This is a genomic window from Marinomonas balearica, assembly GCF_004362145.1.
Lineage (GTDB): Bacteria > Pseudomonadota > Gammaproteobacteria > Pseudomonadales > Marinomonadaceae > Marinomonas > Marinomonas balearica.
The window spans coordinates 177,360-195,358 of sequence record NZ_SNXC01000011.1 but is presented as its reverse complement, the minus strand read 5'-3'; the positions used below and the strand labels follow the sequence as shown (position 1 = coordinate 195,358).

General features: G+C 44.7%; 15 protein-coding genes. 6 read left to right on the top strand and 9 right to left on the bottom strand.

The window, feature by feature from the left end:
* Positions 1–14 precede the first annotated feature (14 nt).
* Genes DFP79_RS08320 through DFP79_RS08295 form a run of 6 tightly spaced genes read right to left on the bottom strand, consistent with a single transcriptional unit; the run spans position 15 to position 6,802 of the window.
* Positions 15–1,448 (bottom strand): M20 family metallopeptidase, encoded by a 1,434-nt coding sequence (locus DFP79_RS08320; protein ID WP_133503480.1) that lies wholly within the window; start codon positions 1,446–1,448, stop codon positions 15–17.
* 50 nt (positions 1,449–1,498) lie between these two features.
* A complete protein-coding gene (locus tag DFP79_RS08315; protein ID WP_133503478.1) occupies positions 1,499–2,332 on the bottom strand; it encodes an ATP-binding cassette domain-containing protein in 834 nt (277 codons plus the stop codon).
* Positions 2,332–3,327, bottom strand: a complete 996-nt coding sequence (locus DFP79_RS08310) for an ABC transporter ATP-binding protein (RefSeq protein ID WP_013797736.1) — start codon at positions 3,325–3,327, stop codon at positions 2,332–2,334. The genes DFP79_RS08315 and DFP79_RS08310 overlap by 1 nt, the downstream gene beginning before the upstream one ends.
* 19 nt (positions 3,328–3,346) lie before the next feature.
* Entirely contained in the window at positions 3,347–4,285 is a 939-nt protein-coding gene (locus tag DFP79_RS08305) for an ABC transporter permease (RefSeq protein WP_133503477.1), read from the bottom strand.
* Between the two features lie 12 nt (positions 4,286–4,297).
* Entirely contained in the window at positions 4,298–5,215 is a 918-nt protein-coding gene (locus tag DFP79_RS08300) for an ABC transporter permease (protein WP_133503476.1), read from the bottom strand.
* Positions 5,216–5,251: 36 nt separating this feature from the next.
* Entirely contained in the window at positions 5,252–6,802 is a 1,551-nt protein-coding gene (locus DFP79_RS08295; protein ID WP_133503475.1) for an ABC transporter substrate-binding protein, read from the bottom strand.
* Between the two features lie 217 nt (positions 6,803–7,019).
* Here DFP79_RS08295 and DFP79_RS08290 point away from each other — a divergent pair, with 217 nt between their 5' ends.
* The gene (locus tag DFP79_RS08290) at positions 7,020–7,946 is read left to right on the top strand and encodes a LysR family transcriptional regulator (RefSeq protein ID WP_133503473.1); all 927 of its coding nucleotides are present in this window, start codon (positions 7,020–7,022) and stop codon (positions 7,944–7,946) included.
* A 63-nt stretch (positions 7,947–8,009) separates the two neighbouring features.
* Here the strand turns inward: DFP79_RS08290 and DFP79_RS08285 are convergent, their stop codons facing one another.
* Positions 8,010–8,561: a DinB family protein gene (locus tag DFP79_RS08285; RefSeq protein WP_133503472.1), complete on the bottom strand. Its 552-nt coding sequence runs from the start codon at positions 8,559–8,561 to the stop codon at positions 8,010–8,012.
* A 70-nt stretch (positions 8,562–8,631) separates the two neighbouring features.
* Positions 8,632–9,774: a GGDEF domain-containing protein gene (locus tag DFP79_RS08280; RefSeq protein WP_243730235.1), complete on the bottom strand. Its 1,143-nt coding sequence runs from the start codon at positions 9,772–9,774 to the stop codon at positions 8,632–8,634.
* Between the two features lie 359 nt (positions 9,775–10,133).
* Between DFP79_RS08280 and DFP79_RS08275 the strand changes: the two genes are divergently transcribed.
* On the top strand, positions 10,134–10,412 hold the full coding sequence (locus DFP79_RS08275) for a hypothetical protein (RefSeq protein ID WP_133503469.1): 279 nt from the start codon (positions 10,134–10,136) through the stop codon (positions 10,410–10,412).
* A gap of 43 nt (positions 10,413–10,455) precedes the next feature.
* Complete coding sequence (locus DFP79_RS08270) at positions 10,456–12,384, top strand: B12-binding domain-containing radical SAM protein (RefSeq protein WP_133503467.1); 1,929 nt, start codon at positions 10,456–10,458, stop codon at positions 12,382–12,384.
* A gap of 108 nt (positions 12,385–12,492) precedes the next feature.
* Here DFP79_RS08270 and edd read toward each other — a convergent pair whose 3' ends face one another.
* Positions 12,493–14,313 (bottom strand): phosphogluconate dehydratase, encoded by a 1,821-nt coding sequence (edd, locus tag DFP79_RS08265; RefSeq protein WP_133503466.1) that lies wholly within the window; start codon positions 14,311–14,313, stop codon positions 12,493–12,495.
* A 396-nt stretch (positions 14,314–14,709) separates the two neighbouring features.
* On the opposite strand from edd, the gene gap reads away from it, so the two are divergent.
* The 3 genes from gap (at position 14,710) to DFP79_RS08250 (ending at position 17,725) form a co-directional block, all read left to right on the top strand.
* Positions 14,710–15,723, top strand: a complete 1,014-nt coding sequence (gene gap, locus DFP79_RS08260; protein WP_133503464.1) for a type I glyceraldehyde-3-phosphate dehydrogenase — start codon at positions 14,710–14,712, stop codon at positions 15,721–15,723.
* A gap of 82 nt (positions 15,724–15,805) precedes the next feature.
* On the top strand, positions 15,806–17,257 hold the full coding sequence (pyk, locus tag DFP79_RS08255) for a pyruvate kinase (protein ID WP_133503463.1): 1,452 nt from the start codon (positions 15,806–15,808) through the stop codon (positions 17,255–17,257).
* Positions 17,258–17,263: 6 nt separating this feature from the next.
* Positions 17,264–17,725: a methylglyoxal synthase gene (locus tag DFP79_RS08250; protein ID WP_133503462.1), complete on the top strand. Its 462-nt coding sequence runs from the start codon at positions 17,264–17,266 to the stop codon at positions 17,723–17,725.
* Positions 17,726–17,999: the final 274 nt, after the last annotated feature.

Sequence of the window (17,999 nt, the reverse complement as noted above, 5' to 3'; positions counted from 1 at the left end):
ATATTCCTTAGTAATTAATTGCTCTTAGATGCATTACGAGCCTGACGAATCTGCTCACCTTGGTCGGAAAGATCCCAAAACAGCCCTGTCATTATTTGCAATGCTTCACGACACACGGGCGCTAACACATGTTCGTTTGGCGCATGTTGATTACATGCAGGGTACGAATGAGGCACCCAAACTGTCGGCAATCCAAGAATGTCAGAAAACACATAATTAGGAATCGAGCCTCCCAAATTTGGCAGCAAAGTGGGCTTTTTATCCGTCGTTTTTTCCAGCGATTTAAGCGCCCAATCTACCCAAGGGTCATCTGGGTTTAATCGTGTCGCGTGCATAGGTTCCCCATTTTGGGAAACCTCTACATCGTCAAAGCCCTGCTCCGTTAAGTGAGTACGGATATTATTTAGGAAGTTATCGCTGTCCGTTCCAACGACGAAACGAATTTGGCAATTCGCTTTTGCGTACCCTGGAATGGCGTTTACAGGGTTATCTGGGTTGCCTGTTTTGCAGGCAAGCATCTCAAGCGTATTCCAGCCAAAGACTTGTTCTGAAGGTGACAGTTCCGGCTCACCCCATTCAAGATCAATGTCCGGATTGTTCTCATCCAAACCCACTTTAATGTCTTTTAGAGCTTCACGAACCGCACCGGGTAACTCATTCGGCAGTAATGACGGTACACGTATTCTGCCTTTGGCATCCACCATAGACGCCCATGCGTGAGCTAAACGCGTTCCCGCATTGCTAAGCAATCCACCCCAGTTGCCTGAATGATGAGCCCCTTCACGCAAGTTAACGGTCAAATCGAAATTAAAACCGCCACGAGAACCAAGAAACACAGTAGGGGAATTCGCGTCCAGTCTAGGTCCATCTGACGCGAGAAAAAGATCGGCTTTCAGAACTTCCTTGTGCAGGGTACAAAATTCAGTCAAACCGGGAGACCCCACCTCTTCGCCCGTTTCGATTAACACTTTCACATTAAAGCCGAGCTTGCCGCCTTTTGCGTTCAAGACTGATTTTAAAGACGCGAGGTTGATCGTATGTTGCGCTTTATTGTCTGCCGCACCACGCCCATACCATCGATCGCCTGTCGCGGTTAATGTCCAAGGTGATAAGCCTTCTTTCCATTGATCATCGTACCCAAGTACAACATCACCGTGCCCATAGGTTAGCAGTGTCAACGCACTCGGATCTTCTATACGCTCAGCGAATAAAAATGGCCATGAGCCCGGCGCCTCTTCCTCAGTAACGGGATTAGGTAATATTGAAATTTTGAATCCCATGGCTTCAAGCTCAGGGGTCATCACTTCTTCTAAATAGGTATAAAGCGGCTGAAAATCCTTGCGGTTTTGGCTCTCACTTTTTATCGCAACACGCTGACTTAACGCGTCAAAAAACTCGCCAGAGTCAAAATACGACTCTGAAGCAACAATACTTGATTGGCGGCTCATCTTGTTTCCTTAGTAGATAGGATAGCTTTACGGCATAAGGTATGTGGCTTTTATGAAGCGTTTGCCCATGCACTGTCATCCAGTAATTCAGGTAACCCTAAAGAAGGTTCTGGTGTTAAAACAGATGACAACAATGCTTGTGTGTAAGGGTGTTGTGCATTGCGGAAAATATCCTCACGGGTTCCCTGTTCGACCAGCTTACCGCGATACATAACCGCCACTCGATCCACTAAATGTTCCACCACACCTAGGTTGTGACTTATAAACAAATAGGTCAGGCCCAGCTCTTGTTTCAGATCCATCAATAAATTAAGGATTTGTGCCTGTACAGAAACATCCAACGCCGACGTCGGCTCATCACACACCAAAATACTGGGTTTCAGTATCAACGCGCGAGCAATTGCGACACGCTGGCGCTGACCACCTGACAATTGTCCCGGATACTGATCCAATAAACGCTCGGGCAATCCAACCAAATCACTCATCTGTTTAACAGAAGCTTGTTGGCTTCGTTTATCCCCGACTTTATGCAGCTGAAGAGGCAAACTAATGATCTGACGAATGGTTTTACGAGGATTCAGAGAGGAATACGGATCCTGAAAAATAGGCTGCAACTGTTTGGCTAATGCAAAGCGATTGCCGTTGCTGATGACCTGATCATTGACCAACACACTGCCGTCTGTCGGCGACAACAGCCCTAAAATCATCTTGGCTAAGGTACTTTTACCACAGCCAGATTCCCCAACTAATCCCAATGTTTCGCCCGGTGGAATGCGTAGCGAAACACCATCAACGGCTTTGAGTGTCGTCGGCGCACTGAACACACCGTTTTTCAGTTGAAAATGACGTGATAGGTCGCAAAGTTCCAATGCATATTGTGGCATTACACCGCCTCCTTTAAGGATTCAACTGAGACTGGGCAACGCACCTGATGACTAGAAGGTGCAGTAAACTCTACCAGTGTCGGCGTGTCGGTTGCGCATCCCTTTGTCGCATGCTTACATCGGTTTCGAAAGGCACAACCCGCTAAATCACCAATCAAACTCGGCACGACACCCGGAATGGATTCAAGATGACTTCCCGGCGCGGTTTTCCCTGGGATAGGAATACAACTTAGCAAGCCTTGCGTGTACGGATGGCTTGGATTATTAAAGATATCGTTCGTTAAGCCCGTTTCCACGACTTGACCTGCGTACATCACCGCAACTCGGTCAGCGATACGTGCCACAACGCCCAGATCGTGCGTTATGAAAACGACAGCCGTTCCAAATTCCTGTTGCAGCTCACGAATCAATCGCAAGATTTGTGCTTGAATGGTCACATCCAAGGCAGTTGTGGGCTCATCTGCAATGATGAGATCAGGCTCACACATGAGAGCCATAGCGATCATAACCCGTTGTCGCAGTCCGCCTGACAACTGATGAGGATACTGACTAAGGCGCTTTTCTGGATAAGGCACCCCAGCACGTTCTAATAAATAGATAGCACGTTCTTCGGCTTTGTCTTTAGTCAGCCCTTTATGTCGCATAATGCCTTCACAAAGCTGGTTTCCTAATGTGTAGGATGGATTCAGCGATGTCATAGGCTCCTGAAAAATCATCGACATTCGCAACCCACGAACGCCATTGCGCTTTTTCTTTGAAAGAGACAGCAAATCCAGACCATCAAACTCCATTTTGTCTGCTGATACCTTTGCTTTTTTGGGTAACAAGCCCATAAGCGCCATTGATGTCATGGATTTACCGCATCCTGACTCGCCAACAATACACAGCATCTCACCTTTTTCTACCGACAGGTCAATGCCACGCACCGCACGCAATGTTCCATTGGCAGTCGGTAAATCAACCTGAAGATTTTTAACCTCTAAAACTCGACTCATTTAACCTTTCTCCTGCCTACTAATTGCGCCCTTCGGGAGCGTTCATATCTCTTAATCCATCACCAACCAGATTGATCGCTAACACCAAAATCATCAAGGTGATGCCCGGAATCGCAATGACCCAAGGTTGGAAAAACATATACGCTTTACCCTCTGACACCATTAGCCCCCAAGACGGTAACGGCGGTTGCACTCCTAGACCCAAGAAGGACAAAGTAGCTTCGAGTAAAATGGCGTGTGCCATTTCCAGCGTAATAACAACAATCAGCGCACTAAGAATATTGGGCAGTAACTCACGAATCAGAATATAAGAAGTGGATGCCCCTAATACTTTAGCGGATGCAATGAACTCAGCGTCACGTAATTGCTGGGTCGTCGAACGAGCCACCACGGCGAAACGATCCCACAAGAGCAAACCCAGTAGGATAATCACCATTTCAAGTGACCCCCCCACTAACGCAGCCATAGCTAAGGCAACCAATAGCACGGGCAAGGCTAATCGAGTGGTAATGATGTAACTGATTACCGCATCCGTTCGGCCACCAAAATAGCCCGCCAAGACACCTAGCGTCGTTCCAATAACCCCAGAAATAAGCGCTGCGGTTAGGCCAATCGTCAAAGAAATTCGAGCGCCGTAAAGTAAGCGACTAAGGTAATCTCGCCCTAGCTTATCGGTTCCTAGAATGTGTTCCCATGTTCCTTTTTCATGCCATATTGGCGGGATCATGCGTTGAGAGATGTTCTGTACATAAGGATCATGAGGTGCCAACCAAGGCGCAAATATCGCTGCCAGAACAATAAAACCTAAGATGACGGAGCCTATGAAAAGCCCCCGATGACCTAAAAACTTATTAAGCGCTCGTCGCCACTCTGGCACCACTGGTAACCCAGATGCTTCCGGGCCAGACAATGCTGACACTGGAGAGCTAGACGTTGAGTTAGAAAGAGTTTGAGACATAATGTGCTTCCTTTATCTAACTCGCAAACGAGGATCCAACATAGCGTTGATCACGTCTGCAACAAAATTTAATGCAATGTAAAACACCGCGATGATAAGTACGACAGCCTGTACAACTGGGTAATCATTTCGAGAAATGGCATCCCAAGCCAGCTGCCCTAATCCTTTAAGCGAGAAAACGGATTCAATTACAATCGATCCGCCAAGCATGAAACCCAGCTCCACTGCAGCAAGCGCCACAACGGGAATCACAGCATTTCGCAGAGCATGTTTGAAGACAACAGACGTTTCACTTAAGCCTTTAGAGCGAGCGGTTCTAATATAGTCCGACCCCAATACTTCTAACATTCCGGTACGGGTCAGTCTCATCATGGCAGGCATCGCATAATAGCCAAGCGCAATCGCAGGCAATATAAAATGCATCCATGTTGAATTCCCACCCGCCGGTAACCAATGAAGATTAACGGCAAAGACAACAATTAAGGTCAAGGCGAACCAAAAGCTTGGCATTGCTTGCCCCACTACAGCAATCATTAAAGCAAGGCGATCTATCCATGTATCTTGCTTTATCGCGGCAAGCACACCCAGCGGAATCGCAACAAACGTCGCAATACCCAGCGCCAAAGCGCCGAGTGTTAACGTAATTGGAAGGCGCTCACTTATTAAATCCATAACCGTATCTTGAAAATAATATGAGCGCCCAAAATCCAATTGAACAGCCGAAATCAACCAAGAAAAGTATTGCTGGATAATCGGTTTGTCTAAACCAAATGCGACGCGAATCTCTTCCACCTGATCGGCAGTCGACTCGGGGCCTGCAATGGCCGTTGCTAGATCGCCAGACAAATGCAACAACATAAAGCTAATAATGGAAACCGTAATTGCCACACCGATCGCGACCAGCAACCGACGAAATATAAACACCAGCATATTCTCTCCTAAATTCTAAATTGACGACGAGTCGCTTTACTTCCAAGTAGACTCGTAGAAACGCGGCAATTCATCTGGATACGGCGTAAATTGCAAAGTATCACTGAACGCGTAGTTACTTGAGTACGAGAACATTGGCACCCAATACGCTTCTTCAGAGATGCGTTTGATTGCTTGTGAGTACGCTTTTTTACGCGTATCAGGATCGACTGAACTGTCTGCCGTATCCAGCAGTTTAATGACAGCGTCGTCTTTAGCAGAATCGTCGATTCCACCTTTAAAGAACACACTGGTGATTGCAGATGCGTCGTTGACAGAGTAAGAACCCCAAGTCTGGAACGACAATGGCACCTTGCCTGCACGTTGATCGGTACGAAGCGCCGCGTATTTCATAAAATGAAGGTTTGCTTTGATACCAATTTCGCTCAGATAGCCCATCATGGCTTCGGCTAAATCACGCTCGCGGTAAGCATAAAATTCTGTTTCAAAACCATCTGGGTAGCCCGCTTCTGCAAGCAGCGCTTTGGCTTTATCAACATCGTATTCGTATTTCTTAGCCGCTTCAGTGTCACAACCGAACTGAGTTGGGAAACACGGCGTATAAACAGAACGGCTGCCGCCGCGAATAAGGTCTTGAGAAAACGCATCACGATCAATGGCGTGGTTTACGGCTTCACGAACAAGCTTGTTGTTAAATGGAGAGTCTTTCAGGGTTTCACTTACAGTATCGATACGCAGGTAACCAATGCGCATGGTTTCGGCGCTTTTGACATCAAGTCCCGGCATCATTTTCATTTGATCGGCCTGATCAGAAGGTACGCGCCAAATCCAGTCGATGTCTCCAGTCATGAGCTGCGCAAGTCGCGCATCAGGGTCAGGAATCACACGGAATTCCAGTTTCTTAATCGCAGGCTTTGGAATGGGGCTGTCTTTGAAGTAACCGTCATTGCGCTCTAAATTCACGCCTTCGCCTGTCAATACTTTGGTAATTTTGTAAGGTCCTGTTCCAATAGGCGCTTTTGAATACCCTTCAATACCAACTTCTTTAAAGTACTTCGCTGGATATATTGGGGTTGGGCCGGATAGATACTCAAGTGCTGCAGGGAAAGGCTTAACAAGAACAAGGCGTACCGTGTAATCGTCCACTATTTCAGCATGATCGATCCAATCCACATTTTTTCGAGTAACGATTTTTGATTCTGGAGAGACAACATAATTGAATGTAAACGCGACATCCTCAGCAGAGAAATCGTCACCGTTATGGAACTTAACGCCTTTACGCAGTTTGAACACTAAATGCGTACTGTCTTCCCATTCCCAGCTTTCTGCTAAAAGCGGTTTATATTCGGATGTACTTGGGTCACGAAAGGCTAATGTATCCCATGCCATGTGAGACAAAATAACGCCTTCACGTAAATTATTGTGGTAAGGACTGACGTTTTCCGGTTCGCTGTCAGAAGCATACACGAGCGTATCGTTGCTTTTATCGGCCCATGCGGATGCAGAGGAGGCAATCGCACACGTAATAAGAGAATTTAAAAGAGTTTTTCGAAGAGTAAAACGGTGACTACGACTTTTTTCCATCATTCTGCTTCCTATCATTCTATTTTTGAATTGTGACAATAATACAACGTATATCCACATTAATTGAAAATACTTCATTGCCACAATTAACAAATATGCACAGATGCATTGCTAAAAAAGCAAACCTATGGCTTCATAAAATTAGCACAGAAATTATGTAAGTTATAGTCAAATAAAGGTTCTAAAAACGACATCACTTTGATTTTAAATAGGATTTTAGATGAAAGCGTCACTCAGACTTCAAGACACGGCAATACGTTATTTTCTAGAAGTTGCACATATCGGCTCAATCAGTGAAGCATCTGTGCGATTAAACGTTGCGCCTAGCGCAATCAGCAGACAAATCACGAGTTTGGAAGAGACTCTTGATACCGTGTTATTTGAACGACGTCCTCGAGGCATGGAGCTTAGCGCAGCAGGTGAGATGCTGGCCGCGTATGCGCGTAAAAATGCATTAGAATCAGCCCGAGTCGTCGCTGAAATAGGTGCACTAAACGGTCTGGAAAAAGGCCACATTAATATTGCGTGCTCTGAAGGCTTTGCGATGGACTTTATTCCACGAACCATCTCAAACTTTCGTCGGCAACACGATGGCATTCACTTTCATCTCAAAGTCTGCGCGCCGGGAGACGTTGCCAAGCTGGTCAGTCATGGCGAATCAGACATTGGCATCACCTTAAGCTTGTCACCAACAAAAGACATAAAAGTTGAATACCGCCAGCCGTCTCCTATTATGGCGGTATTTCACCCCAGTCACCCCCTTGCTCATAAAAAGTCCGTTTCGCTTTCGCAATTACAGCCCTACCCCATTGCTCTACCAGAAGAAAACACGACAGTCAGGCAACTCTTTGATATCTGTTGCAGCCGTCTGAATCTTTTATTCGAACCGATTCTAGAATCAAACCATATGGCAACCCTAAGTCGCTTTACGAGCTTTGGTGGTGGCATTCATCTTTCCGGTGAAATCTCAATGCGCCATCAAATTGCGGCACAAGAATTAATCGCAGTTCCGATTAGAGACAGAGGAATGGACGTAAGAAATGCAGAAGTTCAGACCTTGTCTGGCCGAACGCTTCCAGCGATTGTGAAGGTATTTTTGGATTACCTTATTGAAAAAATGAAGCATGAAGAGATGATTAAAACCTAATATCGAAATCTTATACGATTCTAAGAGAAGTAAGGCTAGCTACTAGTCAACGCCATCCTTGATTTAGGCGTCATTATCAACTTCGATATTTGGAATTTTCACCAGAAGATCCGTGACGCCAATATCAATTCCGGCTTGATAAAGTAACGTAGAAACTTGTCCACGATGATGCGTTTGATGATTAAAAAAGTGCTGGATTAAATAGCCCAATTTTTTTGAAAAAAGCACACCTTTCATATTGTGAAACTTCAACGGAGACTCTAGTGATTCCGCCGTCAGTTCTGACGTAAAATTGACGATCACCTCATCTAATTTAAACCGCGCCGCCATTAATTCTTCGAAATCGGAGTAGAGTATTGAATTCAACGCCTTCGGAGATGGAACATCCAGCAAATAATCTAACGAAGGAAAGTGCATTGAATGGTCAGCAAATCGTTTAAGCCAAATAATATCACCAACAAGTATGTGATTTAGCGTTCCAAGAATCGAATTGAAAAAAGCGCCCTGATCTTTATTGAGCTGCTCCGAGGTCAGTTTTGCAGCACTTTCATAAACACTGCGGTTCATATATTGGTTGTAGCTGGCCATTAACTCATTGCCAGAGTTTAGCGACATGACATTTCTCCCTTTGTCTATTCTTTATGGACTCAACGCACACGTTAGACCGACCAAGCGTTTACCGACTTTATGTCGCAGCTCTTACCTGATTACGTCCATTATTTTTGGCTTCGTATAATGCGCGGTCAATCAATTCAAGAATTTTATCTAATATGACGTCCATATCTAACTGAACCACACCGATAGAAAGCGTCATATTCACTTCGTGATTTTGAATCGTAAACGCATGTTGTGCTAACCCTTCTCTCAACGATTCTGCTTTAACTAACGCTTTTTTGAGATCCGTATCTGTCATAAGAATATAAAACTCTTCGCCGCCAATTCGATACAGGCTATCCCCTTCTTCTAAATGGTCATCCAACCAATTAACGATGAGTTTTAATGCCGTATCTCCGCCGCTATGCCCATACTGATCATTAATTTTTTTAAAGTGATCTAGATCTAAACTAATCAAACTAAGCGGTTTGCCTGATTCCTTGGAATTTTTCCATTCCTCGTGAATCATTTGATCGAAGCTTCTTCGATTCGCAGCCCCCGTTAGCTGGTCAGTTTGGCTGGATTTTTCCAACTCACGCATAAGCTGATTTCGTTCAGTGATGTCTAACATCACACCGACTTGACCGCCGGGAAGGCCATCCGGCCGTAAAAATACCGCTTTATTAAACTCTATTTCATGAATAGTGCCATTTGCGTACCTAGCCTCTGCTTCGTACTGCTGTGTTCCACCTTGTGCCAGCAGTTCACAATCTGCGGAGTAATAAATATCAGCCAAATGTTTTGGCGCAATATCGTAGACCGAGCATCCTACAATGCGCTCTTTTGGGTATCCAAGGAAATCACAAAATGCATCGTTGCAACCTCGGTAGATATGAAGATGGTCTTTATAAAAAATAGGGACAGGAATAGTGTCGATCACAATCTGTAGCATGCTATTGTCCACTTTTTCGGACTCAGAACGCGTAAAGTGCGTGCATTCGGAGAACAACCAAGAGGCAATATGAGCCGTACTCGCACTGTCAAAACAATTCGTCGCCCCCATTTTAATCCATTTTACGCTTGCATCTAACGACCAACGTTCAACGACAACAAGCGACCTTCTAGCCGCCAACAAACGTCGATCCTTCGTTGAAAGGTCACCTTCCGCAACCAATACGATTTCAGAAGCTGGGCATTCTTCAATTGAATCAATACAACGCCATTCAACCTTCATTGAATAGTCAGATAACCACGCCTCAATTTGTGATTTACACAAAGCTAAATTGGGCGAAAAATATATTTGAAACGTATTAACCATAGTGCACACACAGATCGAATGAGTGAATAATTATACTAAATTCAACCCACTATCTAGTGCCTTTTTTGTATTGTTTTGGAAACCACACTGCTCCTCGTCAAACATTCAACCCGTGTTTTGTCATCCTCCTAATTTTCAATCTTCTATTCTTGCTACATTGTTACGCGATAGCACCGAAAGAATGCACAGTTTCAACCTACTTATACAGACAGATGAAAGCGGTAATGGTAGCATTTGCCCCCATCTGATTTGGACTGAATTGAGAGAACTTCACCATGCAAACCTTTACTGTTCTTCAACGTGAGCATTTGACGCGAGCTGAAATTACAAAAGAAGACATTGAGCGCTTAAAACTCTGCGGTTATGTAGAAAAAGCTAGCGTGTCTGCAAACACTCCGGATGAAGCAGTAGAAAACTTTCTAGCGCAGAATATCTCAGAAGAGACAAAGCCCGTTAAGTCAAAGCGCCTTAAATTTATGCTTTGGCTGGGTGGCACCATTGCAGCGATGTGGTTTTCATATCTAGTGTTTGTCCTTCTCCCTATGGCGTTTTAAGCAAGCATATTTAAACGTTTAAACTTCATAGTAAAGGCCAGTTATGACCGTTCTTTTAATGACGCCTCCAATGACTCAATTAAATACGCCGTACCCTGCGACGGCGTATTTAACGGGTTTTTTACGTTCTCGTGGTTACGACGCGCAGCAACGCGACCCTGCTATTGAATTGTTCTTAGAAATGATGACCTCTGATGGTTTAGACATCATGCGTCAACATGTCGAAGAGAATTTCGAGCAATTCGATGACGACGAACTGCCGGACGTCATTTATACCTTTTTGTCGGAATTCGATCGTTATTCTTTATGTGTCGAACCCGTCATTCGTTTTTTGCAAGGCAAAGATTCTAGCCTAGCACTGCGTATTATATCGCGCCGCTTTTTACCCGAAGGCCCAGCCTTCGATGCCATCGAACAGATGGCCGTTGTCTCTGGCGATGTTCTTAAAAATGCCTTTGGTGACCTAGGCGTTCAAGATCAAGCAAAATATCTGGCCACGCTCTTTATTAACGACTTATCCGCCGTTATTACTCAAGGCGTTGACCCATACTTTGAAGTAAGCCGTTATGGCGAACGTTTGGCCGCAGCGAACCCCAGATTCGATGATTTATACGACATCCTAATGGGAGAGCCCAGCTTTAGCTCAGAAATTTTGGAGCAACTTGTAGAGTGCTATCTGGAAGAAACACAGCCTTCTGTTGTTGCTCTCACTGTGCCCTTCCCAGGAAATGTTTTAGGAGCGTTGCGCATTGCGCAAACCTGTAAAGCAATCAATTCAGACATCACTATCGTAATGGGCGGCGGTTTTGTAAATACGGAATTAAGAGCGCTGAAAGACCCTAGAATATTTGAGTTTGTTGATTTCATTTGTCTCGATGACGGCGAACGCCCTTTTATTACGTTGCTAGAATATCTCGATGGTCAAAGAGAGTTTGATCAATTAGTGCGTACCTACTGCCTTGCAGAGGACGAAAATGGCGAGTTATTTGTTCACTTCAACGACAATAAATCACTGCATGACATACCTCAAACAGATGTAGGTGCGCCGATTTACGACGGGCTTCCACTTAATGATTACCTGTCTCTTTGTGAGATGCTCAACCCGATGCACCGTATATGGAGCGATGGCCGATGGAACAAACTCACAATTGCCCATGGCTGCTATTGGCGTAAATGCAGTTTTTGCGACGTTAGCTTAGATTATATCGATCGCTATGATGCAGCGGGTGCAGACATTCTAATTGATCGAATTGAGCAACTTATAGAAGAAACAGGGCAAACAGGCTTTCATTTCGTCGATGAAGCAGCGCCTCCGAAAGCGTTATTTGCTTTGGCAAAACGCCTTATTGAACGCAACGTTGTGATCAGCTGGTGGGGAAATATCCGTTTCGAGAAGACTTTCACGCCTGAGCGTTGTCAATTACTCGCTGATTCAGGTTGTATTGCGGTAAGCGGCGGTCTTGAGGTTGCGTCTGATCGGTTGCTTAAATTAATGAAAAAAGGCGTAAGTGTTGAACAAGTCGCACGTGTAACACGTGGCTTTAGCGATGCAGGTATTCTCGTACATGCCTACCTTATGTATGGATTCCCTACGCAAACGGAACAAGAAACCATTGATTCTCTGGAGATGGTTCGCCAAATGATGCAACAAGGCTGTTTCCAATCCGCTTATTGGCATCGTTTCGCTGCGACTATTCACAGCCCCATTGGCATTAATCCGCAAGATTACGGCATCACCCTTGTAGAACGACCTGAAACGCTTTTTGCGGAAAACGATGTGGACTTTCTTGACCCGACAGGCACCGATCATGACATGCTCGGTAAAGGGCTACGGAAATCGCTTTATAATTTCATGCATGGCATTGGCTTTGATCAACCCTTAGATTTTTGGTTTGATCAAGCGGTAGAAAACACCACGGTGAAAAAGCGACTGATTGAAAATTCCGTTAACAGCATGATCGCAACCAGCTAAATCACGCGCAGAAAAAACAAAAAAAGGGCCTACCAACGGCAGGCCCAAACACCATTACTAACGCAAACCGCTAGTAGTCAGAGGAAAGGTTACTCTCGATTTCGATCTTTAAGTCAGTTCTTCAAATAAACTGCAAGCACCTTGCTCAGCGCCACCAACAAGCGTGCGTTGAGCATAGAACAGCTCACGACCCATGCCTTGGTGAGACTCTGACAAATCCTGTACCGCAGCTTCACGACCCGCAATCTCTTCATCAGAGACGAGCAAAGTTAGCGTGCCTTCTACTGCATCAAGACGCATTAGGTCACCGTCTTTGATCTTGCCAATAAGTCCACCGGCCAATGCTTCAGGTGTTAAATGAATCGCTGCCGGCACTTTACCAGACGCACCAGACATTCGTCCGTCCGTCACCAATGCGACTTTAAAGCCTTTATCTTGAAGATTGCCTAAAAATGGCGTTAATTTATGAAGCTCAGGCATACCGATCGCTTTTGGCCCTTGAAAACGAACCACGGCAATGCAGTCGCGCTCAAGTTCACCGCTCGAAATTGCATTTGCAAGATCATTTTGATCATGAAATACAGCCGCAGGCGCTTCGATAATTCGATTTTCTTCTTTCACCGCAGAGACTTTGATGACAGAACGACCTAAGTTGCCTTTAAGAAGAGACAAACCGCCTTCGCGACTAAATGGATCTTCTATCGGTCGTACAACATCCATATCCAGACTGACATCAGTACCTTCTTTCCACACAACGTTATCGCCTTCAAGGAACGGCTCTTTTGCGTAGTGACTCAACCCTTTACCAACAATGGTGTTCACATCTTCGTGAACCAAGCCACCTTTAATAAGTTGCTTAACAAGGTATGCCATGCCACCCGCTGCATGGAAGTGGTTAATGTCTGCTTGGCCATTTGGATAGATTCGAGTTAACAACGGCACGACTTTGGACAACTTAGCAAAATCATCCCACGTAACAATGATGCCTGCCGCGCGAGCGTAAGCAACAATGTGCATGGTATGGTTGGTTGATCCACCCGTTGCTAACAGACCGACGATAGAGTTAACAATCGAGCGCTCGTCAATCACCTCATAAATAGGTCGATAATCGCGTCCTAGTGCCGTTGTTTTAACAGCCAATTGTGCTGTATGGCGAGTTAGCGCCTCACGCAGAGGATCATCAGGACTTACGAAAGAGGAGCCGGGCAATTGCAGCCCCATAATCTCAACCAACAGCTGATTTGAGTTCGCTGTACCATAAAAGGTACATGTACCTGCACTATGATAAGAGGCCGATTCTGCTTCTAGAAGCTCTTCTCGGCTCGCCTCACCTTTCGCAAAACGCTGACGTACTGCAGCTTTTTGCGCGTTGGTAATGCCCGATTTCATTGGGCCAGCAGGAACGAACAAGCAGGGTAACTGGCCGAAACGTAAAGCCGAAATTAACAAGCCAGGAACGATTTTGTCACAAATACCTAAGAAAAGGGCTGCGTCAAACATGTTGTGAGAAAGGGCAATGGCTGCGCCTTGAGCAATGTTATCGCGACTAAATAGGCTCAATTCCATGCCATCTTGACCTTGAGTCACGCCGTCACACATTGCAGGAACGCCACCCGCAAATTGAGCGACGGATCCCATTTCAGTCACAGCTTCTCGAATAATACGAGGATAATCCTCATAAGGTTGATGAGCCGAAAGCATGTCGTTATACGAAGAGACAATACCTATGTTTGCTTCTTCCATTAACGTTAGCTTTTGCTTGTCTTGTGGATTACAAGCAGCAAAACCATGCGCTAAGTTACCGCAAGAAAGAACACCACGATGCGGTCCTTTTTCTTGCGCTTTTTTCATATCTTCCAGATATTTCGTTCGCAGTTTTTTACTGCGCTCAACAATATTATTCGTCACTTCCGTAACAATGGGGTTCATGCTTCACTCCGCTTTTGTTATGCGACTTACGACTGAAGTAAGTCGGCATGACACAAATTTTATGTAATATTACTACATATAAATCATAAATCACGCCCAAAAACCGATTTTTTTAAAGAAAAACCCTAAAATATTGTAATTTTTTTACTTAAGGCCTCCTATTTCGAGTTTTTTTCGATAGAATGGCAACTAATCTGTAACACAAGTAAGTGTAGTATCAATTTAATCGAACGATGTGATTATTTTTTAATCATTTATAATGTTATTTGATTTAGATTCTTGCTTGCAAAATTGCTTATGTAGTATTTTTACAAAATAAGGCAATTCTGGAATAAGTGTTCCACACTTGTGTTAGCGACTTTATGAAATGAATTTCAGACGAATTTAGAGGTGGGTATGACTATTAAGGTAGCAATTAACGGATATGGACGTATTGGACGCAACACGCTTCGAGCGCTTTACGAGTCTGGTAAACGAGATCAAATTCAAGTCGTAGCAATCAACGACTTAGGCGACTCAAAAATAAACGCTCACCTTACTAAGTACGACACGGTTCATGGTCGCTTCAATGCTGATGTTAATTTCGATGAAGAAGCGCTGTATATTAATGAAGACAAAATTCTAACCTTGTCTGAGCGCGATCCTGCGGCATTGCCTTGGGCTGATCTTGACGTTGATGTTGTATTTGAATGTACTGGCTTTTTTACAACCAAAGAAACAGCCAGCGCTCACTTATCGGCTGGCGCGAAGAAAGTTATTATTTCTGCTCCAGGTAAAGAGGTTGATGCAACTGTTGTATACGGCGTTAACCAAGAAGTACTGACATCAGACATGACGGTTATCTCTAACGCATCATGTACTACTAACTGTCTTGCTCCAATTGCTAAGCCTTTAAATGACCAATTAGGCATCGTCAGTGGCTTAATGACGACCATCCATGCTTACACGAATGACCAGAAACTGTCGGACGTTTATCATCAGGATCTTTACCGCGCACGCGCTGCGGCAATGAACATGATCCCAACTAAAACAGGTGCCGCTGCGGCAGTCGGCCTTGTCGTTCCAGAACTTGCAGGTAAATTCGACGGTATGGCGGTTCGCGTTCCTACTGTGAACGTTTCCCTAGTTGACCTCACCTTTCAAGCACCTCGCGAAACAACGGCTGAAGAAGTTAACAAGATCATCGAAGACGCCATTGCTGCGGATGCAACATTGGCCGAAGTGCTTTGCGTTAATCACGAACCATTGGTTTCTAGCGACTTCAATCACAGCACCTACACGTCAAACTTCGACGCGACTCAAACCCGCGTTCAAGGTACATTAGTAAAAGTAATGGCTTGGTACGATAATGAATGGGGCTTTTCTAACCGTATGTTAGACAACGCCATTGCATTAATGAACGCAAAATAGCTCAAAATACACGAAGGCTGCTGACTCAGCCTTCGTCGTCTCTTATACTTCTCTTCATGTATCTCAATCTTTGGTAAAAATCATGACACGTAGAACTAAAATTGTTGCAACTTTAGGCCCAGCATCCAGCTCACCAGAAATGATCGAAAAACTGATCCTTGCAGGAGCAAACGTATTTCGTTTGAATTTCTCTCATGGTCAGCCCGAAGATCACATCAATCGAGCAAATACGGTTCGTGAATTGGCGAAAAAGAACAATCGCCACATAGCAATTTTAGGTGATTTACAGGGACCGAAAATTCGTATCGCACGCTTCAAAGACAATCAAAAAGTTCAACTCCAAGAAGGCAACACTTTTATTCTGGATGTTAACTTTGATAAAACAGCAGGCGATGAAACACGTGTTGGTATCGACTACCCTCAATTAGCTGAAGACTCTGAACCGGGTAACATTCTGCTTCTCGATGACGGCCGTGTCGTTCTTGAAGTCACAGAAGTGAAAGGTATGGAAGTCATTACCAAGGTTGTGGTTGGCGGCCCGCTTTCAAACAACAAAGGCATCAACCGCTTAGGTGGTGGATTGTCTGCTGCGGCTCTAACAGACAAAGACAGAGAAGACATTAAAACGGCTGCGGCTCTAAAAGCGGATTACTTAGCGGTTTCCTTTCCACGCAGTGCCGCTGACTTGGAAGAAGCACGCAGTTTGGCTCATGCCGCAGGCCTTAAAGCAGGTATCGTTTCAAAAGTAGAACGTGCCGAAGCTGTTGCTGACAACGAAACATTAGATTCAATCATTCTGGCCTCTGATGCTGTCATGGTAGCTCGTGGTGATTTGGGTGTTGAAATTGGTGATGCAGAATTAGTCGGCGTTCAAAAACACATGATTAAACGTTGCCGTCAGCTAAACCGTCCTGTAATCACAGCGACTCAAATGATGGAAACAATGATCACAAGTGCAATGCCGACTCGTGCAGAAGTCTTTGACGTTGCAAACGCGGTACTGGATGGTACTGACGCGGTTATGCTATCTGCGGAAACGGCAGCTGGTGACTACCCAGAAGAAGTCATTCATACAATGAATCGTGTTTGTTTAGGTGCTGAAAAACAACCATCGGTTAAAAAATCTAAGCACCGTATTGACGTAAAATTCGGTAGCATCGACGAAACCATTGCCATGTCAGCAATGTATGCAGCAAACCACTTGGAAGGTGTGAAAGCGATCATCAGCTTAACGGCTTCAGGAAACTCTCCTCTGCTAATGTCTCGCATTACATCTGGGTTGCCAATATACGCGCTGTCCCCTAATCAAGAAACACTTAACCGCGCAGCACTGTATCGTGGGGTTACGCCCGTTTCGTTCTCTTCGCAGTCTTACAATGTTGATAACATCATTTCAGGATTGATAGAAAGAGTGAAATCTCTTGGTTATGTTGAAGACGGTGATTTGGTTATCGTTACCAAAGGCGATCACTTGGTCAGCCTTGGTACAACTAACTCAATGAAAATCGTTAAAGTTGGCCAAGCGACAGGCTAAGCATTCATGACAATGCATAAAAAAGCGGTCACCGCACCGGCAACCAAGCGCGTCGCGCTGGTTGCCCATGATAATATGAAACAAGAACTTATTCTTTGGGCAAGAGACCATAAAGATAAACTTGTTTCTCATCATCTAATGGCCACAGGCACAACAGGGAACTTACTCCAAAAGGAATTAGGCGTCGAAGTAAAGGCGCTGATTAGCGGCCCTTTAGGTGGAGACCAGCAACTTGGTGGTCTGATAGCGGAAGGTAAAATAGACGTTCTAATCTTTTTTTGGGACCCATTTGAACCTATGCCACACGACCCTGATATTAAAGCGCTCTTACGAGTGGCGGCGGTCTGGAACATTCCCATTGCGTGCAGTGTTTCTTCTGCAAACTTTTTAGTGTCATCGCCCTTATTTGATAGCGAATTTGAGAAAGTCATTCCTGATTACGATCGCTACTTGAGCGAGCGAATTTAGAAAGACGCTCTTGATCGCAGCGACTCTCCAATAGGGAGAATTTACTTTCTCCCTATCACTTCTGATTTATTCGCGCCCTATTCCAGCAATTAATTGAATATGCGGTATTCTATTCGATGTCTAAGTGTTATTTTTCAAACGACTTGAATGGATCTCGATTACCAATTTATATTGAATTAAGTAAAATGGACTTGAAAATTATGTTCTAGTCCCTGTCTTCCAAAGACAGTAGATATAAAGTAACGCACAAATTCATACAACAAATACAAAAGGC